Origin of the sequence: Paenibacillus sp. FSL H7-689, assembly GCF_000517905.1 — a bacterium.
Taxonomy (GTDB): domain Bacteria; phylum Bacillota; class Bacilli; order Paenibacillales; family Paenibacillaceae; genus Paenibacillus; species Paenibacillus amylolyticus.
This window is the reverse complement of the sequence record NZ_ASPU01000016.1, coordinates 12,255-36,495: the sequence shown is the minus strand read 5'-3', so window position 1 is coordinate 36,495 and position 24,241 is coordinate 12,255. Positions and strand designations below refer to the sequence as shown.

The 24,241-nt window shown below is 46.4% G+C and carries 18 protein-coding genes; 7 read left to right on the top strand and 11 right to left on the bottom strand.

What is annotated here, in order from left to right:
- The first annotated feature begins 159 nt into the window (after positions 1-159).
- Positions 160-378, top strand: coding sequence for an immunity 17 family protein (locus C170_RS15210; RefSeq protein ID WP_017690054.1), 219 nt, complete (start codon positions 160-162; stop codon positions 376-378).
- Positions 379-1,001: 623 nt separating this feature from the next.
- Here C170_RS15210 and C170_RS15205 read toward each other — a convergent pair.
- On the bottom strand, positions 1,002-3,590 hold the full coding sequence (locus C170_RS15205) for a glycine betaine ABC transporter substrate-binding protein (protein ID WP_036611221.1): 2,589 nt from the start codon (positions 3,588-3,590) through the stop codon (positions 1,002-1,004).
- Positions 3,556-4,785, bottom strand: a complete 1,230-nt coding sequence (locus C170_RS15200) for a quaternary amine ABC transporter ATP-binding protein (RefSeq protein ID WP_036611218.1) — start codon at positions 4,783-4,785, stop codon at positions 3,556-3,558. Before C170_RS15200 ends, C170_RS15205 begins: the two co-directional genes overlap by 35 nt.
- A gap of 501 nt (positions 4,786-5,286) precedes the next feature.
- Between C170_RS15200 and C170_RS15195 the strand changes: the two genes are divergently transcribed.
- Positions 5,287-5,862, top strand: a complete 576-nt coding sequence (locus C170_RS15195; protein ID WP_036611216.1) for a GbsR/MarR family transcriptional regulator — start codon at positions 5,287-5,289, stop codon at positions 5,860-5,862.
- A gap of 127 nt (positions 5,863-5,989) precedes the next feature.
- On the opposite strand, the gene C170_RS15190 is transcribed toward C170_RS15195, so the two are convergent.
- Positions 5,990-7,621 (bottom strand): helix-turn-helix domain-containing protein, encoded by a 1,632-nt coding sequence (locus C170_RS15190; RefSeq protein WP_036611214.1) that lies wholly within the window; start codon positions 7,619-7,621, stop codon positions 5,990-5,992.
- Positions 7,622-7,808: 187 nt separating this feature from the next.
- The gene (locus tag C170_RS15185) at positions 7,809-9,095 is read right to left on the bottom strand and encodes a hypothetical protein (RefSeq protein ID WP_036611212.1); all 1,287 of its coding nucleotides are present in this window, start codon (positions 9,093-9,095) and stop codon (positions 7,809-7,811) included.
- Between the two features lie 243 nt (positions 9,096-9,338).
- On the opposite strand from C170_RS15185, the gene C170_RS15180 reads away from it, so the two are divergent.
- Both C170_RS15180 and C170_RS15175 read left to right on the top strand, forming a co-directional pair.
- The gene (locus C170_RS15180; protein ID WP_036611210.1) at positions 9,339-10,352 is read left to right on the top strand and encodes a Gfo/Idh/MocA family oxidoreductase; all 1,014 of its coding nucleotides are present in this window, start codon (positions 9,339-9,341) and stop codon (positions 10,350-10,352) included.
- A 32-nt stretch (positions 10,353-10,384) separates the two neighbouring features.
- Entirely contained in the window at positions 10,385-11,371 is a 987-nt protein-coding gene (locus tag C170_RS15175; RefSeq protein WP_036611539.1) for a Gfo/Idh/MocA family protein, read from the top strand.
- A gap of 3 nt (positions 11,372-11,374) precedes the next feature.
- Here the strand turns inward: C170_RS15175 and C170_RS15170 are convergent, their stop codons facing one another.
- The 3 genes from C170_RS15170 to C170_RS15160 all read right to left on the bottom strand — a co-directional run bounded on the left by C170_RS15170 (position 11,375) and on the right by C170_RS15160 (position 14,037).
- A complete protein-coding gene (locus C170_RS15170; RefSeq protein ID WP_036611537.1) occupies positions 11,375-12,169 on the bottom strand; it encodes a MurR/RpiR family transcriptional regulator in 795 nt (264 codons plus the stop codon).
- A 136-nt stretch (positions 12,170-12,305) separates the two neighbouring features.
- The gene (locus tag C170_RS15165; RefSeq protein ID WP_036611208.1) at positions 12,306-13,139 is read right to left on the bottom strand and encodes an ABC transporter permease; all 834 of its coding nucleotides are present in this window, start codon (positions 13,137-13,139) and stop codon (positions 12,306-12,308) included.
- Positions 13,132-14,037 carry an ABC transporter ATP-binding protein gene (locus tag C170_RS15160; protein ID WP_036611206.1) on the bottom strand — a complete coding sequence of 302 codons (906 nt, stop codon included), beginning with the start codon at positions 14,035-14,037 and terminating at the stop codon, positions 13,132-13,134. Before C170_RS15160 ends, C170_RS15165 begins: the two co-directional genes overlap by 8 nt.
- 446 nt (positions 14,038-14,483) lie before the next feature.
- On the opposite strand from C170_RS15160, the gene C170_RS15155 reads away from it, so the two are divergent.
- Positions 14,484-16,319 carry an HSP90 family protein gene (locus C170_RS15155; RefSeq protein ID WP_036611204.1) on the top strand — a complete coding sequence of 612 codons (1,836 nt, stop codon included), beginning with the start codon at positions 14,484-14,486 and terminating at the stop codon, positions 16,317-16,319.
- Positions 16,319-17,368: a hypothetical protein gene (locus C170_RS15150; protein ID WP_036611202.1), complete on the top strand. Its 1,050-nt coding sequence runs from the start codon at positions 16,319-16,321 to the stop codon at positions 17,366-17,368. The genes C170_RS15155 and C170_RS15150 overlap by 1 nt, the downstream gene beginning before the upstream one ends.
- A 153-nt stretch (positions 17,369-17,521) precedes the next feature.
- Here the strand turns inward: C170_RS15150 and C170_RS15145 are convergent, their stop codons facing one another.
- From C170_RS15145 to C170_RS15130, 4 genes are all read right to left on the bottom strand, one after another.
- Positions 17,522-19,729 (bottom strand): serine hydrolase, encoded by a 2,208-nt coding sequence (locus C170_RS15145; protein WP_036611200.1) that lies wholly within the window; start codon positions 19,727-19,729, stop codon positions 17,522-17,524.
- 50 nt (positions 19,730-19,779) lie between these two features.
- Positions 19,780-20,550, bottom strand: coding sequence for a DUF3169 family protein (locus C170_RS15140; RefSeq protein WP_036611198.1), 771 nt, complete (start codon positions 20,548-20,550; stop codon positions 19,780-19,782).
- A gap of 1 nt (position 20,551) precedes the next feature.
- Positions 20,552-20,761 (bottom strand): helix-turn-helix transcriptional regulator, encoded by a 210-nt coding sequence (locus C170_RS15135; RefSeq protein WP_017690042.1) that lies wholly within the window; start codon positions 20,759-20,761, stop codon positions 20,552-20,554.
- A 174-nt stretch (positions 20,762-20,935) separates the two neighbouring features.
- Positions 20,936-22,186: an MFS transporter gene (locus tag C170_RS15130; RefSeq protein ID WP_036611195.1), complete on the bottom strand. Its 1,251-nt coding sequence runs from the start codon at positions 22,184-22,186 to the stop codon at positions 20,936-20,938.
- A gap of 123 nt (positions 22,187-22,309) precedes the next feature.
- On the opposite strand from C170_RS15130, the gene C170_RS15125 reads away from it, so the two are divergent.
- Positions 22,310-24,193: an ABC transporter substrate-binding protein gene (locus tag C170_RS15125; RefSeq protein ID WP_036611193.1), complete on the top strand. Its 1,884-nt coding sequence runs from the start codon at positions 22,310-22,312 to the stop codon at positions 24,191-24,193.
- Positions 24,194-24,241 lie beyond the last annotated feature (48 nt).

Here is a 24,241-nt window from a genome sequence, read left to right as displayed (position 1 = left end):
GCGTGCCGGGGCACGTCAAGGGAAAGGGACGCAGCAGGGTGCGAAAAGGCGGTGAAAGATGCACTTCAGCGAGTTTTGAGATACGCCCAATTAATGCCTGTTAATTTTCACCAAGTGAAGGTATAGTAGACAGGATTATATTGAAGGAGTGTTGACGAGATGCAAGATCAACCCGTTTTAATCGCACTATTTGCCATAGCGGCAGGAATTTTTAGTTTGCTTGGTGGTATCAACAATTGGGACTGGTTTATGAAGAGTTTTAGAGCAGGGATTTTTGTAAAGACTATTGGACGGCAGGGCGCAAGAGTGGTATATGGTATTCTCGGTGTAGTCATGATTGCCATTGGTGTACTATTGTTGCTGATTGGTAAAGTGTAGGATAGAAAACAAAAGAGAAGAGAAGAATTTGCAGATCCTGAGTACATAATTCAGTTTCACAGCCTTTAATGTAGAAGGTAACGATTAGTACGTTTAGCTTTATGCTTGAGATTTTCGAAGTTAGTTAGGATGTGGAGATTAGCTTTTTAAAATGTCTTGAAGCCCAAGCCTTTATACCCTGGGGAAAGGGAGACCATTTTCTAAGGAACTCAGGACGCCTTATTTCGCCTTTAGCTCTTCTTTTTACAAAGTAAGGAATATCAGACACGTTATTTTCTGGAATCCCCGACAAAAACACAGCAAACGACTGTTTTATTCTGATATAGCGTGTCTCAGATTCTTTAGATTTCTGGAATCACTTCATATCCTTGAATAAGACGTCTCCGATTCGTTAGCGCTTGTATTTGCTCTGCTCTAACCGTGAGTGAGTATTCTACTCCTGATCCTATCCAGAGCGAAGCTTTTCATTAAAAGGGAGAAAATTCACTTTAACGGCACTTCAGGTACATTCAGGCTTTGATTAGGTTTGAAGACATTCCCAAGTAAAAGTTACACTCAAAAAGACCACCGAAAAATACCGGTGGTCTTTTTACCAAATTTAGGTTTATTCATCTCGATCTGGTTTAATTATCTTTTAAGTCTTCAACAGAGTTGATATCCATGTAAGTTGGAACAACAAGTCCTTGTTTGACTCCTGTCATGCTGACAGCGATATCTTCAATCTGGTCACCATATGTCTCCCAGTAGTCCCCATGTGTAAGCGGGAGCCAAACGGCTGGAGAAGCATCGATATCACCTGCCGCCAAGCCTGCCCACATGGGGCCAGCTTCGACTTGCAGTGCTTTGACTGTGTAACCCAGATCCGTCTCAAGCACATACTTCATCAGGTTGGTACTCGCAATTTCAGAGTCCCATGCAACATAACCGAGACGTAAATTGTCACCTTTAACCGGGGTTAACCCCTTGGTCCATTCTTCAATTTGGTCCGGATGTTTTTCTGCATAAGTCTTGGCAGCTTCTTCAGGCGAAACGCCCTTTTGAATGTCTACCATGATTTCACTCATTTGATCTGCAGTCCAATAAAAACGAGAGAAGAACTCATAGGCAACGGGATGATCTTCTTTGATTCCCTTACGTCCAACCGTGTGAACTTCCTCTGCATCGCCGAAAATTAAGTCGGGATCATCCAAATACTTCAGATCATACTGATTGAACATCCAGTGCGGAGTCCAACCCGTAACGATGATGGGTTCTTCATTTTTATAAGCTTTGTCCAATGATGCAGTCATTGCTGCTCCAGAACCTTCAATCAGATTCCAGTTAGACAATTCATAATGTTTAATGGCGTTTGCTGTGGCCTTCATCAGACCTGCACCCGGGTCAATACCAACAATCTGGTGATTAACCTCTTCGCCCACATTAGCACTTGCCGATGGAGTGGAAGAAGCTGCACCTGTCTCCAGATCTGCAATCGAATTGACTTCAGTCATGTACTTAGGAACCACGAGGCCTGTACGTACACCTGTCATATTAGCCCCCAGATCGTCCACCTGGTCTTTGTAACGTTCCCAGTAGTCTGCGTGTGTCAATGGCAGCCAAGCTGCTGGAGAGGCATCTACGTCGCCTGAGGCAACACCCGTCCACATTGGTCCGGCTTCGACTTGCAGAGCGTTAACTTTATAACCCAATTTGTTTTCCATCACATATTTTAGCAAGTTCGTACTTGCGATTTCGGAATCCCAAGCCACATAGCTGAGTTTGAATGCATCACCGTTCACTGGAGTCAGACCTTTGGTCCACTCAGCAATCTGATCGGCATGTTTCTCAGCATAAGCTTTAGCTGCTTCTTCTGCGGATGTGCCATCTTGGATAGCAGTCATCATTTCACCCATTTCATCCGATGTCCATTGGAAACGGGACAGGAATTCAAACGCAACAGGGTGATCTTCTTTCAGACCTTTACGGGCGATGGTGTGAATTTCTTCAGCATCACCGAAAGATTTTTCTGGATCTTCCAGATATTTCAGATCATATTTGTTGAACATCCAGTGCGGAGTCCAACCTGTAATAATGATTGGATCTTCATTTTTGATCGCTTTGTCCAGCGTGGCCGTCATGGCTGCACCAGAGCCTTCAATCAGAGTCCAGTCAGTTAATTTATAGTCTTCGATCGCTTTTGCAGCAGACTTCATGATACCAGCCCCTGGATCGATACCAATAATCTGATAGTTCACTTCTTGACCTACAGCATTGGCTGCTGAATTGTTGCCACCAGCCGAAGTTGTGCCACCAACGAAGTATTGTGAGAAACCAGCTACAAGCACAAGGAATGTTGCCGCAGCAGTGATCCATGCTTTTTGCTTGGCTGTAATGCGTGAGGTCTTTTTGCGACCTGGCATAAATACATTTTGTGTAAAACGGTCCAGTACAATCGCGAGTACAACAACGGCCAGACCGGCTTCGAAACCTTTACCGATTTGAAGCTGTGTTACAGCACGATAGACTTCCGCACCAATACCTTGTGCACCAATCATGGATGCAATAACAACCATGGACAGTGATAGCATGATGGTCTGGTTAATACCGGACATCACGGTAGGCAAAGCGAGTGGAAGCTGTACTTTGAACAACTTTTGCATGGAAGTTGAGCCGAATGCATCAGCTGCTTCAACCAATTCGCCAGATACCTGTCTGATACCGAGGTGAGTCAGACGAATCGTTGGCGGAATGGCAAATATAACAGAAGCGATAACACCTGGAACGACACCTAGACTAAAGAATGTGACCGCAGGCAGCAAGTAGACAAATGCAGGCATCGTCTGCATGAAGTCAAGCAGCGGTGTAATGATACGCGCCGCAGTTTTACTGTATGCGAGCCAGATTCCGACAGGTACACCAAGCAGGATCGAAACCAATCCTGAAGTGATAACCAGGCCGAGTGTGTCCATCGATTGGGACCAGTATCCCAAGTTATCTACGAGCAAGAACCCGATAACCGTAAATAGTGTCAGTGGGAGTCGTCCTACGAGGAACGCAAGAACACCCAATATGGCAATGAACAGGAGTGGATGGGGCAGCATGAACAGCCCGGAGAAGAATCCAACTACTGCCTGAATAACAATAGAGATTACATTAAACAATCCGGAGAGCGAGGAGCTCATCCAGTCAACGATGGATTCAATCCACGATGCTAGTGGTATTTTGGGAATCATTCTCAAGTTCCTCCTTTACTGCAACTTCACCGCTAAGTGCACCCAGCAGGGCACCGCGGACGATAACACCTTGCAGACGGCCATTCTCACCAACAACAGCGAGCGGCACATGGGCTGAACTTACAATCTCGAACAATTCATGAATCAGGGTTTCAGGCGACACCGTCGGCCCGTCCGTGATCAGAATGTCATTTAATACTTTATTTTCGCGCATTGCACGGGTTGCATCTTCTGCAGTAATGACACCAAGCAGCTTCTTCGAACGGTCAATGACAAACAGATTAGAGACACCATTTTCGCGCATGAGTTCGAGGGCTACCCGAGGACCGCGGTCAAGTGTGATTGTCTCAGGGCGACGCATGACGTGAGCGGCAGTGAGGACCTTGGACAGATCCACGTCTTCGACGAAGCGGGCCACATATGAGTTGGCCGGTTGAATCATGATTTCTTCCGGTGTACCGATCTGCACAACTGCGCCGTCTTTCATGAGGGCAATACGATCGCCGATGCGCAGCGCTTCGTCCAAGTCATGGGTAATGAAAATAATGGTCTTTTTCATTTTATCCTGAAGCTCGATCAACTCATCTTGCATATCACGGCGAATCAATGGATCAAGTGCACTGAAGGCTTCATCCATCAGTAGTACTTCCGGGTCATTGGCAAGTGCACGCGCCAAGCCGACACGTTGCTGCATCCCGCCACTGAGTTCATCTGGCATTTTGTCTTCCCAGCCCTTAAGGCCAACCAGCTCAAGTGAGGTTTTTGCCTTCTCCCGGCGTACTTCCTTATCTACTTTTTGTATTTCCAATCCATACTCCACATTATCAAGAACGGTACGGTGCGGGAACAACGCAAACTTCTGGAAGACCATGCTAATCGTTTTCCGGCGCACTTCGCGCAATTGTTCTTTGTTCATCTTGCGTAGATCCTTACCATGGACCAGAATTTCTCCGGATGTTGGTTCAATCAGACGATTGAACATCCGAACCAGTGTGGACTTACCACTCCCGGACAGTCCCATAATAACGAAAATCTCGCCTTCCTTAATGTCCATGTTGACCCGGTTGACACCAACCGTTATCTGTTTTTCTTTGGCCAACTTTTCTTTACCCCAACCTTGCTCCAGTAATTGCAGACCTTGCTCGGTTTGGGGTCCAAACAATTTACTTACGTTTTTCACTTCAAGTATGGTCATGTTTTCACCCCTTCTGATGTGTTGTGCACTTCGAACGGCTTTCAGCATCCATAAGCCCATACACTTATGCGCCCAGCCACGAAATCCGGTAATTGTTGCTTCGCTTCCCGTCTTTCTGGGTAACGTTTTTAAGTCTAACAATACTTAACCAGTATATCAACCGAATAAACAGTACATAATGTTTGTACAGTAAAAACTGTACAAAGTTTTTCGTCCAAATACTCCGTCATTCTCCTTATTCTGGCTAATAAGGCAGCTTTACATTTGACATTGCTTTTCCTACAATAGAAAATGAGCTGAATTGAAGCTGAATTTTTTGGTTAAAAGATAGTCATAGGCAATTGTAGCCTGGTAAAGTTCCCATTTTCATACATTGGGTGAATGAAAGCCCTCTGGCATATATGATGTCCGGCCGAGTGCTTTCCCATGTAAGCAGGACTTTTAAAGTGTTGCAATTATTTCGCCAAAGACTGTGGAATGTTCAGAATGGAGGTTGCAAGCATGGGCTTGGACCATTTACAAGAGGAACAGCAGGCAACCGTGCTGAAGATTCGTAAGCGCGTCATTGAAGCCATTGGACGTAATATGGATCTTTACGGCGTTACGCTGTCGACGGGACACTTATATGGATTGCTATTTTTTGCAGACAAACCAATGACCCTTGACGATATGGGACGGGAAATGGAAATGAGCAAAACGAGTATGAGTACAGGTGTACGAACACTGCTGGATTTGAAAATGGTAAATAAAGTGTGGAGCAAGGGCTCCAGAAAAGACCTATATGAAGTGGAATATGACTGGCATCAGACGTTTACGGATTATTTTGCGATTAAATGGAGAAAAGCCGTGGAGAGTAACCTTCAGATTCTACGCAAATCAATTGAAGAACTGAATCGGTTAGTCGAAGGTCTGGATGAGCAGGCAGACGCTGAACTTATCCACATTCTGATGGAAGACAAACACAAAGTTTTGCAAGCGGAAGCATATTACAAATGGTTGGATCGGTTGATTGATACCATGGAAAATGAAGAGATATACAAGCTTGTTCCGAAGGAAGAGATCAAGGAACATTCATAATTACATGCAAAGGGCCCTTTCCGTTATAGGAGAGGGCCCTTTGGCCTGTGCAATATCTTACTGAATTATAATGAAGGAACACGATGTAAAAGATAATCTTGCCCATCGTATCGACCTATGTTCACATCTAATGTCCGATCAGACCTGCCTGAGGAAAGACTACAGACTGCTGAGTAATCTGTTCCAGTTCGTTCAGAATCTGCAACCGGCCACCCGGGGTCCAGCATAACCGTTGCCAGTTCGAAATATCGTGAACGTTACCATACAATACAGCAGGAGATCGATTCCATGATGCCGTTTGTTTCATGCGTCGGAACACCTTTTCACTGACAGGCTGAAGCGAAGCACGATGGATCAACAGGTAATCCGTGTCCAGCACAGGGATACTATCCGCTGCATACTCATTTCTGGAACTTTCGGGAGATACAAGCTGAGCAGGCTGAAGTCCCAATTCAGCATACAACAAGTGATTTAATGGATGCTCGCCAGTCCCTTGTACGCGAATGGACTGATTCGTAACCTCCATCAGAGCCAACCGTTTTTGTCCGAAATAGGGTTGCAGGTTCAGGCTTGCTTCAAGCTTGCGAAACTCAAGTTCTTTGAAATTCAGCAACGCTTGTTTCTCACGTCCGACCAGTTCGGCTATGCGAATATGGTTCTCTTTCCAGTCATCAGTGGACTCCAAGATGATGGTGGGTGCAATACTTTTCAGGCGATCATAATAGGGCTTGTGGTAAAAGTCACCGATGATCAAGTCTGGCTTTGCCTGCCGAAGTTGATCGAATTGTCTGGTTAATCGGCGTTCTTGTTCATATTCATCCGATTCTCGGTCAAACACACCTTCACCTTCCAGCACAGCTACCGGGCGCAGTCCAAGCGAGGCCAAGTTCTCATGGAATCCCATAATGGATGCTGTAGCTACGCGAAGTTGATCTCTTTTCATATATATGCTGGGAGCAATCCCCAAGGTTTGTTTGAATTTGCGGCTAAAATAATACTCATTACCATAGCCGACAGATACCGCGACGTCTTTGAGGATACAGGATTCCTCTGTCAGCTGTTTTTTGGCTTCGTTTATACGTAAACGATTCAGGTAATCGGTCGGTGACATGCCTTTGGCCTTCTTGAAACTGCGTGAATAAGAGCTGGGGGTGAGTCCAGCAATCTTGGCAAGCTGATCCATGCTGATTCCTTCACTCATGTAACGTCGCATATACATAATGCTGCGTTCCAAGGCAGGATCCACTTTCTCATGATTGGCTTCCAGCCGGTTCTCCGAGAGAAACTGCAGCAGCTCATGCAGTTGGCTATGTATGCTGATAAAATGATCCGGTTGAAGACCGCGATAGGTTTCATACAGTTGTTCCAAACGTAATACAGCCTGCTGCTCATGACGAACCAGCAACCTGCCTGTCTGCCAATCCAGCGGGAAGGCGGGTGATGAGGTCATTTTCCATTCACCGCGCACTTGCTGCAAACAAACCGTATCCATGCTTACCAATATACATTCGGTAACGTTCGAGCGTGCAGCGGCCTCGATGGTTGTTCCTGGCTTCAGTACAAACAAGCTGCCCGCTTGCGCCGTGTAGACTGTATCATTCAGGACCAGAACACCGTCTCCTTGCAAAATAAGACATAGCATGGGCCGTGACACCGTCTTGCCTTGCACACGGAAATTCTCCCCACGACGCACACGGCACATGGAGGAGAGGAGCGGTAGAGATGAGGTTTCAGCAATGAAGGGAAACTGTTCAGTCATACGGACCATCCTTTTGTCTTATTTTTCTTAATGATAACAATTATCATTCTCATATGGAAGATATTTTTGAAAAATAGTTTTCGACAACCAAAAAAGGACTACCAAGAGCCGTTATGGCTACAAGGTAATCCTTTTTGTTATGGACAAGTCCGTTGAATAGGCTATACGCCTGAATCAATAGGATATGTTAGTACGGTGTCACCAATAGAATATTGTCGAGGAATACGTCACTCATAACTTTTTTCCCTGTTCCACCGGTTTGCACGTGATACAAGCGATATTGATCTTTGGCATTGATGTAGAAGAGGCCCGCAACATCATCTCTGATATGGAATGCATCCCATTCGTCCCCGGTAAGTTTCGTTACCTTGAGAGCTGTATTGACCGAATAGAGTCCGTTGTTGCCCGAGATGTATGCTGCCGTAGATGTACCATTGGTCAATTGATTCGCCACATACGTTACATTTGTCAGGTTCAGGTTGGCAGACTTGGTCACTTTGTTGCCCGAGACCGTTTTGGCATAAGCCTTTTTGTCTGCATCAATAAGGACAACCTTGTCTGTACCTAAGGCACTTACTTCACGAACGCTTTTGTTATGAAGCTGAAGTGTTTTGGCTGAAGTGGTTAACGCAAACGCTTTGCCTTTGGCATAATTGTAATCCTTATTGCTGTCTAGAACGATTCCTTTGTTATACACGTAAAGATTGTTTCCCCAACCACCGGAATATACAGCATTCACATCCAGTTTGGCTTTGGGATTAACCGCGGTTGCTTTGCCAGTGTTGTATTTCACCTTATACATGACAACAGCATTGGTGGAGTAAAACTCCTCGTAGGGGTCTGTATTTACCATCAGTTGCAGTTCGTTTTTGGCTTGATTCGTAAAATAACGTCCTTCCACTGCGCCTGCGGCAATCCGCTGCACAGCTCCAGCACCGTTGGACGTTTTGGACACGATCCACGTGTTTCCATTAACCAACGCATTATAGTAGGCACGCCCTTTGGTTATCAGGAGGAAAGGGAAGTCGGTATCAGCCTTGTCAGCAATCTTGGTGACAGCTGAAGCGTCACTATTGCCATTCGCGCGATAAATGGTACCTGTAGCATCCAGATAATAGATGAATCCGTTATCCGTATAATAGCTGAGTACATCTGTAGCAAATGTCTCCGCCGCATCGCTGGACCCGTCATTCGGAACCCGAAGCAGGGTTGTGGAAGAAGCAGTCTGCGTGTAGTAGAGGTAAGAGCCTGCCTCGAGCAAGTCCACACCTTGGAAATCAATTAATACTTCTGTTGTATTGCTGCCATCCGCGGATACTTTGTACAAAACTCCGTCGGACTCATAATACACTGTGGATTGGCTGAGTGAAGCTGCCTGGGCTGAGGTTCCACCTCCCAATGTCACTGCTGCAATGATTGCAAATAACAGCAATGTACAGATGGTGCGTTGTACGTATGTATACCTTGTTTTCATTCGTTCATCGTCCCCTTCGTTCTTCTATATGTATGTCGTTAATTCCTTATGTTATATCGGTAAACTATGGAAGATATGTTAGCTCTCAAACATGAAAAAAAGAAGAGGATGAAATTGAATTTCATAGTCATTCAAACCTGAAATCGAATTGCGCATGATGCTGCCAATCCCGTCCCAAAGCATTCTCCGCCTGACTTGATCGTGATAACATTACACTCAACCAGAGCAGAGGAGTGAGCGATCATGTTAATGAATGTGGCGATCATCGGATTTGGGAACGCAGTGGTGAATTATCATTTTCCTTATCTGGACAAAAAAGAAAACATCAGGGTGAAGATGATATATCGTCGAGAGGAAGATCGGGTTGGTGATACAGAGCGTGAATCACTCTATCCCGAGATTACTTTTTCGACGAATATTGAAGACATATTGCAAGATGATGAGATTGAATTGATTGTTATCGCCACCCATGTGGATAGCCATGTAGAGTACGCTAAGCTGGCATTGGAACGCGGGAAACATGTACTGGTGGAGAAACCATTTGCCTCCACTTCTGCGGCAGCCAAAGATATTTTTGAACTAGCCAATCGTAAAAATCTCATCGCCATGGCAAATCAAAATCGCAGATTTGATGGTGACTTTCTGACATTGAAAAAAGTGATTGAGAGCGGCAAACTGGGGAATATTGTTGAAATCCAGTCCCACTATGATTATTTTCACCCGCAGTATGCGAGAAGTGGATTTGGATTGCTGCATGGTTTGGCCGTACATACCATCGATCAGTTAATCTCTATATATGGCGTAGCTGACCGAATTGAATATGATGTTCGGAGTTTGATCGCGCCGGGTGAATCCGATGATTATATCGATATTGATTTTCGTTATGGACGAATGAAGGCCACGATTAAGTGCAGTCTGCTTGTGAAGATCGAACATCCAAAATTCATTGTACACGGGGATCGAGGGAGCTTTGTTAAATATAGCAGTGGGCATCAAACGAAAAATGGAGATGGACGAACCAGGGTATCCATTGAAGCTGAACCGGAGAATAACTGGGGTACGATTAGTTATGTGGACGATGAGGGAACATCACATACGGAGAAAGTTCCTTCGGAAGCGACAGACTATGGCGTTTTATATGATCAACTGTTTCAAGCCATTCGACATAACGGTGATAAACCGGTCAAGGATGAAGAGGTTTTATATGTATTGGATATTTTACATGACGGAATCGAAGCGGCGAAGAGAGCCAACTGACAAACAACCAACGACAGGAGAGAGACGATATGATGAATATAGCAACGATTGGTACAGGGTCCATTGTGGATGCCATTTTAGCTGCGATTAATGAACTGGATGATGTTACGTGTACAGCGATGTACTCCCGGAAGAGAGAGACAGCACAGGAGCTTGCGGGTAAGTATGGGGTCGATACCATCTATACGGACCTGGAATCCCTATTTTCAGATACAAATGTAGATCTCGTATATATTGCTTCGCCAAACAGCATGCATTACGAACAGGCCTATCAGGCACTTCAACATGGCAAACATGTCGTCTGCGAAAAACCGTTCACGTCCACGCTTCAGGAAGCAGAAACGCTGATTGCACTTGCAAAAGAAAAGAATCTGTTGTTGTTTGAAGCGATCTCCAACATTCATCTGCCCAATATTAAAGTCATACAGGAGCAACTGCCAAAGCTTGGTCCGATCAAACTCATCCAGTGTAACTACAGTCAATACTCGCGCAAATACAATGATCTGCTTGCGGGGGAAACGCCGAACGTATTTAATCCACAATTCTCTGGTGGCGCGCTGATGGATATCAATATTTATAATCTTCATCTGGTCATGAATCTGTTTGGCAGTCCGAATACCGTATCGTATACCGCAAACCAGCATGCAAACGGCATTGATACGTCAGGAGTTGTGGTTCTACAATATCCGGAGTTTATTGCGGAATGTGTAGGTGCCAAAGACACAAACAGCATGAACTTTGTGCTTATTCAGGGCGAGAAAGGTTATCTTCAGGTTGTGGGAGGAGCAAACGGTTGCCGGGAGATCAAGCTTCAGATCGGGAATGAGCCTGCTGAGGCGTATAATGCGCAGACCAAATCCAATTGGCTGTACTATGAGTGGGAAGCGTTCAGGGACATCCATGCAAGTGGGGATCACAAACGGTGTTACGAACTGCTGGAACACAGCCAGTCTGTGATGAGTGTACTCATGAGTGCGCGCAAGGATGCCGGAATTGTATTTGCAGTGGATCAGCGTTAATCGTTAATACGTGTCGCTAATGCTCCCCATGTATAACATGTCGAAAATGTAGAGTACCGAGACCATCGAAGACATTTTGGATAGTCTTAATTGTTCATTGTATCCGTAAGCGAGTAACGTTTCATCACAGTGTTTGGAAAGGGTTGAATGGTTGTTGCCCGTGACCGCGATGACTTTCATCTGTTTGCTATTGAGCACTTTGGCGGCTTCAATCATGGATTGGTTCTCACCTGTGTGCGATATAACAAAAGACAGCGTCAGGCTGTTGGGATTCATCGTGTTCAAGTAATGCATGTTCGGACTATTATGAGCAATCGCAGATATGCCGAGTTCATTCCACTTGGCACAAGCCTGTTGCGCCAGATAATAATTCATATCACTGCCATAGACATCAATGCGTACGGATTCTTTGACCCAGTTCGCGATTCGTAGCAAAACAGGAGCATTTAACATCCGGCGGGTATCCTCCAGCGCCTGCTGGTACAGGTAAGGAACCGAGTCGATGGCAGCCAGCACGTTGCCTTGTTCTGGGAATGTAGGATCCTGCGTCTGCAACGCGGAAGGCATCTGTTGATATTCAAGAGCAAGCTTGAGCTGAAAGTCTGGGTACCCCTTGGTACCCAGCTTTTTGCATAAGCGAACAATGGTGGAAGAGCTTGTATAGGTCTGCTGAGCCAGTTCATGGGCTGTAGAATCAAATACAACTTCGGGGTTACTCAGGATATAGTCCACAATATGTTTCTCCTGTGCCGTTAATTGTGAAGCATATTTTAATTTTTGAAGTAGTTTGGATTCCATACCGTTGTTCCATTCCTCTCTAAAATCATCCCATAGCATATATCTCCACATCATAACCTGCGTATATTTATTTCTCAATCTGCATAGCGGAGCGACAGTGTAGATTGTTGAATTTCGTCGCTACACTCCACATCATTCAAATCTGACTTTCCGCCAGTTGCTGACGACTATTCCACGACGCGACCAGACGAAGAAGAACCAAACTTATGAGCAGGAGCACTGCTCCAATCATGAGTAACATCCAAGGACCAATCAGCAGCATGCCACTGGCTTGACCAGCGACTAAGGCGATGAGGGGAAGGACAATTAATCCGCCGAGCTGATAGGCTTCCTGGAACCCACGGACCTTGGCCGAGATCAGGACGTTTAATAAAATGACCATAAGACTGCAAGCGGGAACAACCCACACGACAAGTATGATCCAGTTCAGATTGGGAAACATCAAGGTTCCAAACATGGGGTACATCAGAATATTGGCAATGATTCCATAGATCAGGAAAGTAACCCAGGATAATAGAATGGAAGGGATCAGGGCAACTAGCACTTTGCCTTTAAAAAGAGTGTCCATGCTGATCGGTGTGAATAACAACCCTACCAACGTCTTGCGTTCTTTCTCACCAGCGAAACTATTGGCCGTCAGAATGCTGGAGGCCATCACCGGAATGATGAGAAACAAGGGAGCGAACATATACATGGCCAAGTAATAGACAATACGATGATTATCTGTAGGCATGGAAGCAAGCTGAGGAATCTGTCCACCATGGGTTAACGCATCCAATGATTCGAGCAGAAAGCTGATGTTGCCCAGAGAACGAAGTTCCATTCTGGAGGCCGCCCACAGGAGGGCAGAGGGCATGATGATTCCAATAATCAGTGGAACGATCAACATGGGCAACCAGAGCTGAACGCTGGCTGTGACGGACCGGATATCTTTACGTACCAGTGCACGTATGGCTTGGCGGTTATTCATGGTGGTGTGCCTCCCTTATGGCAAAATAGATACTTTCCAGATCACTGCCCGTGATGCGGGCCTGATAGACTTGACCATGCTCCGTTAATTGCCTTAGCAGTAATGGAATATCTTCACGCGATGTAAGCTGAAATACTGCTTGATGTGTGGAGATTATTTCAGGTGTGTAGTCGGTTGCTGTGTGCCATCCTTCGGGCATGTCGGCTTCTACTTCGAGCTTCGGAGTGGACAGGTACCGGCTAACAATCTCCTGTTCCGTGCCTTCCTCAACGATGCGCCCCTTTTCCATGAAAATATAATGATCACAGACGGCTGACAACTGGGACAGCACATGGGATGAGACCAGGATTGTCATCTTTTCTTCCTTATTTAACTGACGGATAAAGCGCAGCACCATCTGAATTCCATCCGGATCCAGGCCATTGGTGGGCTCATCCAGAAACAGGATGGAAGGACGGTGCAAGAGTACTCGTGCAAGGCCCAAGCGTTTCTTCATGCCTGTGCTATAGGTGCCGACTTTTCGATGCTGATAATCCTGCAACTCGAACAGATTTACAAGCTCGTCGATTCGTTTCTTGGCATGCTTCAGGCCAAAAACATCTGCGAAGAAAGTCAGATTGTCACGCCCGCTCATATTTTCATATAATCCACTTTGCTCGGTAAGAGTGCCACACATGGCCAGTACTTTCTCCGCCTCACGAGCGGCGTCCAATCCGTTAATGGTTACCTGTCCACCGGAAGCGCCTAAGACACCATTCATGATACGGATCAGTGTGGTTTTGCCTGAACCGTTGGGTCCAATCAACCCGGTGACACTGCCTTGTTTAACTGTGAAACTGACATCATGCAGTGCTTGATGCACCTTGAATTGCTTGGATATGTTGCGTACTTCGATCATGTATATTCACCGTCCGATCTGAGTTTGGAGATTATACGTGTGGTAGGCTGATATCGTTCAAATGGACGACAAAAAAGATCTATTCCTCCTTCAATAGTCCCGAATGTAAGATGCACATTTACCCTGAAGTCTGTCTGAAATCGGGTCTCAGGTTTGTTTTCACTCTGCCTTGTAACATGTATCCTTATTTTAGGGTAGAACATCCGTTTCATTGCTATTCATAACGTGGTAATGAAAGATAAGGCCTTACGTCTCATGAATGCCTGAAATATGCATATAACGCCGGTCTTGGTTATCCAGGGCCGGCTTGACGTGATGTTTTGGCGTGCCTGTCACGGGGAACGTCTGTTTCTAACGATTACATAATGAATTCGTCTAACACATCCATATGAATACATCGTATGGGTACATATTGTGTATTGGACGTAGAGGAAGGTGAGTGAGTCATGACAGCATCCAATGAATATCGTTTTCAAGTGAACCTGAGCGGGATGATCCAGATTTTATCCAACCATCTATATAGCAGTCCTAAAGTGTTCTTGCGCGAACTGATGCAGAATGCGACGGATGCGATTACCGCACGAACGGAGGCGGAGCCAGGGTATCAGGGTGAAGTTCGTGTTGAACTGACGGGAACAGGTGAGCAATTGACCATGATGGTGGAGGATAACGGCATCGGCTTGACTGAAGCTGACATCCATGAATTCCTGGCGATGATTGGACAATCCTCGAAGAGGGGGCAGCAAGCGCTGCTGGATGGAGAGACGTCCTTTATCGGGCGTTTCGGGATTGGGTTGTTATCCTGTTTCATGGTGAGTCACGAAATTGTCATGCTGACGCAATCCGCGAAGGGCGGCCCTTCGATGGAGTGGCGGGGCAAGCCGGATGGCACCTATACGATTCGACAGTTGGACACACAGCTGTCCCCGGGGACCAAAGTATATCTGCGTTGCACACCGGACGCGGCGCACTACTTTGAACCAGAGTATGTGAAAGAAGCTCTGTTCTATTACGGAGCATTATTGCCGTATCCGGTCACGTTGTATCATGACGGCGCGCAACATGTGGTGAATAGCGAGACACCGATCTGGCTGATGGACCCTGCACTCGCACGTTCACGCAGAGCGGAGGTATTGGCTTTTGGTGAACGTCTGCTTGGCGAGCAGTTCCAGGACTTCATTCCGTTGACGACAGCTTCAGGCCGTACCGGGGGTATTGCTTTTGTACTGCCACACGCGGTTAATCTGAATGCCAAGCGTTCTCACCGGGTTTACCTGAAGCGAATGCTGATTTCGGAGAAGGCTGAGAACATTTTGCCAGAGTGGGCTTTCTTCGTGAAATGTCTGATCTGGACAGATGAGCTTCAACCGACGGCATCACGGGAACATTTTTATGAAAATGAAAAGCTGGAGGAAGTTCGCTCCGAACTCGGAGACGCACTTCGCAAGGGACTGGCCGACATGGCTGAGAGCCAGACAGAACGGCTACAGAAGCTGATTCGCCTGCATGCTCTGTCCATGAAGGCACTGGCTGTGCAGGATCAAGCATTCTACGCGATGATTCACCGCTGGCTGCCATTTGAGAGCACGAGGGGTCACCGTGAACTTGGTGAGCTGATCGATGAAGGAGAGACGTTGTATTTCACGTCCTCTGTTGATGAGTACCGTCAGATTCATCATGTGGCATCCGCACAATCGATGCTGGTGATTAATGGTGGTTACATCTATGACAGCGAGTTGATGGCGACACTGCCAATGACCGTGCACAACGTACACACGGAGCGGCTACAGCCGGATCAGGTCTCGATGAGTTTCACCGATGTGCCACCCGCTGAGCGTAATCAGTATTATGATGCATTGCGACTGGCCGATTCTGCCTTACAGCGCTTCCGCTGTCGGGCTGAGGTGAAAGGTTTTAAGCCATCGGATCTGCCAGTGTTGTTCACACTGTCTCAGGAATCCTCAACCCTGCGTGCGCTTGAAAAAGCAAGCGAGGAGAGCACGGAATTGTTCTCGTCTGTTCTGGGTTCATTGTCTTCTGGCATGAGTTCAGCAGGGTACTCAACCTTGTATTTGAACGTGAGTAATCCGATCATTCAGCGGGTACTGACATCACCGGATGACCAGATGACGCCGATTGCCATCGAAATGTTATACGTCAATGCACTGATGATGGGGCATTATGCCATGAGCAAGCAGGAGCTTGAAGTGTTAAATCAGGGCATTGTTCGTTTTATAGATTGGGGTTTGCGTGCAAATACAGATCGTAAGGGGGATGCCTGATGAAGACAGAGATGGATTTTGAAGAACTGATGGACGAGGCCTATGGTTTGCCCAATGGTCCGGCGAAACTTGGTATGCTGGAGGAAGCAGCAAGAGTTGCCGATGTGAACGGCATGGAGGAAGAGGCATATGAAGCAAGATCGGAGATTGTGGAGACAGCAACATTCTGTGGTTATCCGATGAAAGCGCTGATTGCTTTTTCCTGGCAGCTGGGCAAGTTCGACCAACAACCCGAAGAATATGATGAAGAAACGTTAATGTGGTCGTACAAATGGATATTGGGCAAGATGCCCGACTTCCCGGAAATATCACGCGAGAAGATCCTAGAGCTGTTGGAGGATTTCGGACGGCGCTTCAAGTCCTACGGTTACAGCGAACGCTCCTACTGGTATTATCGGTTCCGGATCTTTATGGATTTTGGGGAGCTGGAGGAAGCGGGACGCAGTTATGATCGATTCAGAACGATGGATCGTGACTTTATGAGTGACTGCGAAGCCTGTGAGCAGGATGAGATTATGCGATATTTCTTGTTAAAAGGAGACGATGAGAAGGTGTTGGAGGCGGCACAGCCTATCCTGAAAGGGCGTATGAGCTGTGCAGAGATTCCGCATCTGACTTTGTCTGAAATTTTGATGCCGCTATATCGGTTGGGACGGACTGCGGAAGCAGATAAACATCAGACCAAGGGATATCGCCTGATCAAAGGCCAGAACGATTTTGTGCAGAGTTTTGCGGAGCAGATGGATTATCTCACACGTACGAATCCGGCAAAAGGCATTGATGTGCTGGAGGAAACACTGGTGTTCGCTGCTGATCATGAAGATCCTTACGCCAAAATGTTGTTTTATGCCAGAGCAGCATCGTTGCTTCGCCGCTGGGTGGAAGAATCTCCAGAATACCGATTGCGTCTGCCAGCATCCTTCCCGTATGAAGGCGATCCGGGCGACCTGCTCAAGCTGGCCGATTACTTTGCGGAGCATGCTCAGACCGCTGCAGCTAAGTTTGATCAGCGCAACGGGAACCACCATGTATCTTCGTTGATCGAATAGAGACGGATATAACTCAGTAACAGATCGCTATAATAAGTTATGAAAAGTAACGAAACAGGCTTGTTCGAGAAGGATTGTATCCTTCTGAACAAGCCTGTTTTTTTCTTGCATCATAAGCATGATCAATCTAATCGGTATGAAGATGTTTTATTTTTATTGTGCTGAAGTCACAGAAGGGACCGGCGCTGGTACAGGAACCGGAGCAGTTTCAGATGTCTCATCTGCAGGCTCAGCTCCTTCAGCAGGTTCTGCTTGTGGCTGCTGAGCAGCCATCAGTTCAGCGACGATTTGATCTGTTGGTTGGGTAAGCAGCGCATACATGATCGCAGCCTCTTCCTGACGAATCAGAGGTTTGCGGGAAAGGAAATCAACAGAACCATCCTCCATTACCTTCACCTCGGGTCCATGGATACCAAGCTTCGCCATCATCTGAATGGCTGGTACAGCCCATGCATCTGTGTGCCCCGCAAGTTTCACATCATTGAACAGTTCGCTAGGATATTGTAGTTGCATAATTCTCCACATCATGACCATTGCTTCCTGTCGGATAATCACTTGATCCGGCTTAAATTGCTGTTCGTCCGTGCCAGTAATCATACCCAACTCATATCCGAGTTGAATATATCCGGCTGCTGCATGATCTGCCCAGTCGGTGCCAGCAGGAGGCGTAGTTTTGCTGGGCTTCAATCCACTCAGTTTAAGGGTGTTCTCAATAAATTCAGCTCGTGTCACACCTGTTTTTGGTTGGAAAGACTTGTTGCCATCATTCTCATAATATCCAAGAGATTGTATGGCATAGATGGCTTCGGCATAAGGACTGTTCTCACGAACATCCCGGAAGCCCATAGGCTTTTGACCTTTTTTCTCATAACCCATAGGGTTGAGGTAAGGTTCTTTCATGTATGTGGTTCCATCTGCATATTCTTTGAATGCTGTGAATTGACCAGTCAATTCATCTTTGAAGAGATTATCTTCCACCTGAATCAGGTTGCGTTGACCCAGGAATACATCGTTAATGCTCAGTTGTCCTGGCTTATCCCCGCCACCTTTCAAGGAACTTACAATCGTGCTAAGTCGAAGATCTGCGTACAATCCGGTGAAGCGTTGCAGCTCAGCTGCGGATTGCGGCGTGTATTCCTTGAACTGTACAGGCTCTGCATATTCCGGGAAGAAGCTCTGGATGAATGCAGGGTAGAACAGGTTACGAAGTGCTCCATTTTGATTATACGTCAGGAAAACGCCTGTATTTTGCTCGGGAATAAGGAAGAGATAAGAGCTGAATCCGGTCAGGTCGCCTCCTTTTGTAATAACTTTTGGACTACTTCCTGCTCCGGGAAGCTGAAATGCAGCTTCGAATCCATACGTCGTGTTTGGTAACAGTGGATGAATGGAAGAACGGTACTGTTCCATACTTTTTACCGTGGATTCCTTGAAAATTCGTTTGTTGTCCTTCACGCCATCATTCAGGAACGCAATCATGAACTTCCCGATGTCCTCAGCGGTAGACAACATGCCACCTTGAGGCATTGGTGTTGGAGAGATGGTGTACAGATCAAGCGGATTGTGTGCCGCATCATAGCCTGTGGCCAGCTGCTTTTGGAACTTTTTGTCCAGCATGAAACTGCTGTTATCCATTCCTAGCGGTTTGAAGATATGTTGTTGCATGTAGGATTCAAAGGGTTCGCCGCTTACATTTTCAACAATCATACCAAGCAACAAAAACGAGAAATTATCGTACATATAGGCGCTACCAGGCTCGCGAACGACAGGAGGCATGTGTTGCTTAGCGTAATCCTCCATCGCTATGTACTTGTCGAAATCAGTATGGATGTCTTCCTGCTGCGGATCACGGATCTCGAATCCGGTCGTGTGTGTGAGCAGGTTCTCCACAGTTACAGGTTTGTCAAAAGGATTATCAAATTCGAGCCCTTTCACATACGTCTGAAAGTCAGCTTGCAGATCAACCTTGCCTTGCTCTACCAGCTGCATTACAGCTGCTGACGTGAACGTTTTGGAGACAGAGGCTACGCGGAAAGCGGTATTTTTGGGATCGATCGCTGTTTTACTCTCCACATCGGAGAAGCCATATCCTTTTTCCGCCAGAACTTTGCCATCCTTCACAACAACAACGGAGGCTCCCACATAATGGGCTTTTGCCTCAGGTGAATCGAAGAATGAATCCAGAAATGCTGTAGCTGATTCGGTTGTCAGCGCTTTCGTCTTTCCTTGTTCAGCAGCTACTGGAGTTGCGGTCTCCGCCTGAACTGCGGGTACCCACAGACTGAGAGACAGAACCACTGCCATAAAAGCTCCTGTTAGGGAGGTGAACCTGAAACGGGTCTTTCGTTTGGATAAATGCATGCAAACACTCCTTTATGAAAATATTTACAAAATAGTTACCTAACCATGTATTACTGATTACTCGCACGATAGGTTTCACGATAATAGATTCCGATGTTGGCAATCCAGATCACAGAGAGCATTACAATCGGGAATGGAGCAAAGGTAAAGAGCATCGAATATAGAACCATAGAGACCATTCCAACACCAAGAAGTACATTCATCATCTGAAAAGAACGATAGGCTGCGCGATAGACAATCCATTTCTCGCCTTCATCCAGCTTCTCAAAATGATCTTTCTTCATATTGCGCGAGTTCAGATCCAGAGTGCGTTCAGGATAATAACGGTTGTATCGCTTCACAGTCAGAGTTTGCACGACCACGACGATGATAATAGAGATACACGAAGCAACAAAATTCAAGAGGTTGAACAGTTCTGGAGAATTCGGCAAGGTTCGGTTGGATGCATACAAGGACAAGGCAAGTGCTGCCCAGGTAAACGTAAGAATAACGCTGAATCCGCTGAGGATCATCGCTTTTCCGAGGGAGCGCTCTGCGGGAGAGATGAGTGAATCGGAATCTCCATAAGCATCATTTTCCATGGGAGGGACAGATGGCGTGCGGGAGAGACTGAAGATGTTCCACACCGTCATAACTACCACAAGAGCCGCCAGGATTGCGAATAAAAGATCATAGTCATAATACACGGACAGCGTCCAGTTCAAGTCAGAAGGGAGTTTACTGACTCCGCTAGCGCCGAGAAAACCAACTACAGCGCCACCGGCTGCATACAAGGGAAGACGCAACCGCTTTTTAATGGACGAGGATGATGAATTTTTCATTTTAATCTCCACCTTTCAGTTCAAAGATTTTTTCGACAGGTTCACGAAATACATGTGCTATTTTTAGTGCCAGAACGACCGACGGAGAGTAATCTCCACGCTCAATCAGGGCAATGGTTTGACGGGATGCACCAATGAGTTTGGCCAGTTCTGCTTGGGATAGCCGGTCTCTGGCTCGTAACTCCCGAACGTGATTGTGTAATTCTTCCACTTGCTCACCTCCATGAACCTAATGTACATGATATTTGACTAAATGTAAACTATAATATACAAAATGTTAAAGATAATTTACTTCTAAACGTTGATCATGGACATGAAAAAGAGAGCCAGTTGGGCTCCCTAGGATGATTATTTTGTTGTCGGAAAAGTTGCCGGAAAAGTGAAATCAAGATGCATCTGCACACGGCAGATGTTGATTCTGTTCCTCTGCCCTCCGAAGTAATATTCGGAAAAAGACGAGCGCTCCAAGCCCCATCAGGATATACAGACCAGCCATCGCATAGGAGGGCAGAAAGGCTCCAATGGTTAACCCGAGACTGCCGAGAAGGGCAGCAGCGTTGTAACTCAACCCGTCAGTAGCCATATAGGCAGCACGGTCCGAATCTGGAATCATGCCCGCGAGCATGACCTGACGAACAGGGGCGTACATCAATTCTCCAATGGTTAGCAATATAGCGGATGAGATGAGTAACCAGGCCCAGTTGCTGAAAGCAAGTACGGTGAAACCTGCGGTGTAGAGGAGCATACCAACAGTCATAATAGATCGGGACTGGAAGCGACCTATCCATCTGGAGAATGGAATGGCAACCAAGGCGACCATTACGGTGTTGATGACCATGATCAGGCTGAACATGTGCAGACCTGAGATATCTGAGCCGAACAGGTGGGCGGTGAATTCATTTTTTAGACGAACAGCGATGTATTTATCCAACTGAAATTCCAGGGAGACTGCAAGTACAGTAGCCGTGAAAAATATCATGAAACGTTTGTCCTGAAAGACCGCCCAGTACGTTTTCAGTATGTTCCTCTGGATGGGAGCATCGCCATAACCTGATCCACGTTTATCCATTGTTTCGCGAATCATAAAGATCAAAATAAACAGGGTAGCTAGGCTTTCAAGGCATACCAGACTGAACAATAGGAAACGAAATGATTCGAAAAATAGCCCGCCCATCAGTGCACCAAAAGTTACAGCAACGTTTGTTGTCCAATATTGCAATCCATATACATAATGACGTTCATGTTCACTGCTCACGTCGACAATCATGGCATTAGCAATCGGCACGGTGATCCCTGAACTGAGACTGCTGAGCAGAAACATGAGACAAGTGACAATGATCGAATCCATCCACGGCGAATTGGCGATGGCCAAGCCGAGTAGAGCCATGACTTGGAGACTTTGTGCGATCACCATTAATTTTTTTCGTCCAATTCGGTCAGACCAATATCCTGCCCACAATCCCACAATCATGGAAGCGACAATATTGACCGTCAGCAATAACCCCGCCAAACCTGCGCCAATCTGAATACTCAGATAGATCGCCATGAATGGAATGATGGACTTCTGGGTCAGATCGGTGAAAAAATCAGTAATGATACGTATCCTGATGTTCGGGTGCAAATCGGCGTATTTCATAAATCGTTGTTCTTCCTTCCCACTGGTCATGTTGATGTTACTGAGTATAATGGAGGAAAACCTGAAGAAAAACTGTAGAAGCATCCGGATGGATTTCGTATTTTAGCAGAAGGTAGGGTATATATGGACGTATCAGAACATTACATTCAACTGCGATTAAACTTTCCACATGTACATGATGAACAAGAAGTACTTACAACGGTAGGTGAACTTGCCGATCTTTTATGTTGTACCATGCGCAATATGAACCTCATTATGAACAAATTCAAGGAGAACGGATGGGTCAGGTGGAACCCGCAACGCGGAAGAGGCAAAAAATCGATGCTGGTATTTTGTGTCCCGTTGCTTGAAGTGGCGCGTGAACGGTTTGACCATCTCCTGGATGGGAACAGGATGGAGGATGCCTATGAACTGGCCACCACCTTGCCAATTACGATGAGAGAACATCTGATGCAGCAAATGCAACATCAATTTGGTCTGCGTTCGAATGGAGAGGACAGAGGACGAGTGGATACATTGCGGATTCCACGGAATATCCCTTTTAAGACATTGGATCCCACGCAGACGGCCATGTGGGGAGAAGTTTTTATTGTTGCGGAGGTTTTTGATCGTTTGGTTCGTTATAATGCTGAACACCAGGTCTGTGAACCGAGTCTGGCTGTGGCATGGGAGAGTCATTCAGAGGGGAGCGAATGGACCTTTTATCTGCACAAAGGTATACCCTTTCATCATGGCAGAATATTGGATTCAGAGGACGTGAAGTTTACCTTTGATCGCATTATCTCTGACAATAGTAACCCGTGCAGGCCTCTGTTTGGATCTATTGAGCGCATAGAGACTTTGGACGAATTGACTGTACGTTTTGTGTTAAACAAGCCTAACTTCATGTTCCCGGATCTGATGAGCAGTATGTCTGCATCGATCTTGCCGAGAGATGTGGAGATGAATCCGCTCCATCCGATTGGAACAGGACCTTATCGGTTGACACGTCATGATTCCAAGCTGCTTGTGTTGGAAGTATTCCCTTCCTACTTCCGAGGCCGAGCCTATATTGACCGCGTTGAAATATGGCAACTTCCCCATTCTGGGAGGGTGGAGTCCGTCATCAAGCATAATATATTTCCGGATGCGGAGCCTCGTGCCGTGCAGCATGAGATGCAGGGCGGCATGTATATGACGTTTAATATGCAAAAGGAAGGGCCGCAGCATGATGTGAATTTTCGCCGGGCTGTTCAACAGCTATTGAATGCGCAGGAGTTGTCGCAAGCGCTCGGAAGCACGAACACGCAGGCTGCTTATAGTCTGATTCGAGGACGAGTACAGCAACCTTTAAAGGTGGATTCAGATCAAGGGGAGCCAGGGAAACAGCAATCGGAACAAATAGAATGTTCGGTCACACCTGTACCTGACCTTTCCGTGGAGACCTCACTGGCGCGGGCCTCAGCATTATTGCGTCATAGCTCTTATCAAGGGCAGAGTTTAAGTCTGTGGGTGGAAGAAGGAGAGAAGATGGAGACGGATATGGTCTGGTTTGCAGAGAGATGTAAACAGATTGGCCTACATATCAACATTATGCCGGGAGATCCGGTCTACGCAGTCTATCAAGATGGGTTTGGGGATTGTGATCTAATCTATACAGGAGAAATCTTCAATGATCATGTCGTGCTGAGTCTCGTGACGATGTACACCTTCCAGAACACGTTATTCCTGATTGCGATGAATGATTACTGGAGACATGAACTGGAACAGGAATGTGGACGAGTGGTCATGATCCAGGAACCCGCGGAGCGGTTGAATAGATTGATTCGGCTAGAAGATCGACTGATTCAGGAGGCATTGCTTCTGCCCACATACAGCTTCAAGGAAGAACACGCCCATCATGATTCACTGAGAGATTATCGTCTTGCGGGGTATGGTCTGCCTGATCTGCGCAGATTGTGGGTGAAGAGAAGCCCTGGGGCCGCTGAAGAGGATACGAGTTATCCGGTGTATATTCCGTTGTGGTAGGATTAGCTGCCACAACGGAAATGAATCAGGCGTTTTCTATATAAATTG

Coding starts and splice junctions, on each gene's coding strand:
- C170_RS15150 (WP_036611202.1), top strand. CDS start 16,319: ATGAAGACAGAGATGGATTTTGAAGAACTGATGGACGAGGCCTATGGT.
- C170_RS15190 (WP_036611214.1), bottom strand. CDS start 7,621: ATGACTGAACAGTTTCCCTTCATTGCTGAAACCTCATCTCTACCGCTC.
- C170_RS15165 (WP_036611208.1), bottom strand. CDS start 13,139: ATGAATAACCGCCAAGCCATACGTGCACTGGTACGTAAAGATATCCGG.
- C170_RS15160 (WP_036611206.1), bottom strand. CDS start 14,037: ATGATCGAAGTACGCAACATATCCAAGCAATTCAAGGTGCATCAAGCA.
- C170_RS15130 (WP_036611195.1), bottom strand. CDS start 22,186: ATGAAATACGCCGATTTGCACCCGAACATCAGGATACGTATCATTACT.
- C170_RS15195 (WP_036611216.1), top strand. CDS start 5,287: ATGGGCTTGGACCATTTACAAGAGGAACAGCAGGCAACCGTGCTGAAG.
- C170_RS15170 (WP_036611537.1), bottom strand. CDS start 12,169: ATGGAATCCAAACTACTTCAAAAATTAAAATATGCTTCACAATTAACG.
- C170_RS15125 (WP_036611193.1), top strand. CDS start 22,310: ATGGACGTATCAGAACATTACATTCAACTGCGATTAAACTTTCCACAT.
- C170_RS15175 (WP_036611539.1), top strand. CDS start 10,385: ATGAATATAGCAACGATTGGTACAGGGTCCATTGTGGATGCCATTTTA.
- C170_RS15155 (WP_036611204.1), top strand. CDS start 14,484: ATGACAGCATCCAATGAATATCGTTTTCAAGTGAACCTGAGCGGGATG.
- C170_RS15180 (WP_036611210.1), top strand. CDS start 9,339: ATGTTAATGAATGTGGCGATCATCGGATTTGGGAACGCAGTGGTGAAT.
- C170_RS15145 (WP_036611200.1), bottom strand. CDS start 19,729: ATGCATTTATCCAAACGAAAGACCCGTTTCAGGTTCACCTCCCTAACA.
- C170_RS15185 (WP_036611212.1), bottom strand. CDS start 9,095: ATGAAAACAAGGTATACATACGTACAACGCACCATCTGTACATTGCTG.
- C170_RS15200 (WP_036611218.1), bottom strand. CDS start 4,785: ATGACCATACTTGAAGTGAAAAACGTAAGTAAATTGTTTGGACCCCAA.
- C170_RS15210 (WP_017690054.1), top strand. CDS start 160: ATGCAAGATCAACCCGTTTTAATCGCACTATTTGCCATAGCGGCAGGA.
- C170_RS15140 (WP_036611198.1), bottom strand. CDS start 20,550: ATGAAAAATTCATCATCCTCGTCCATTAAAAAGCGGTTGCGTCTTCCC.
- C170_RS15205 (WP_036611221.1), bottom strand. CDS start 3,590: ATGATTCCCAAAATACCACTAGCATCGTGGATTGAATCCATCGTTGAC.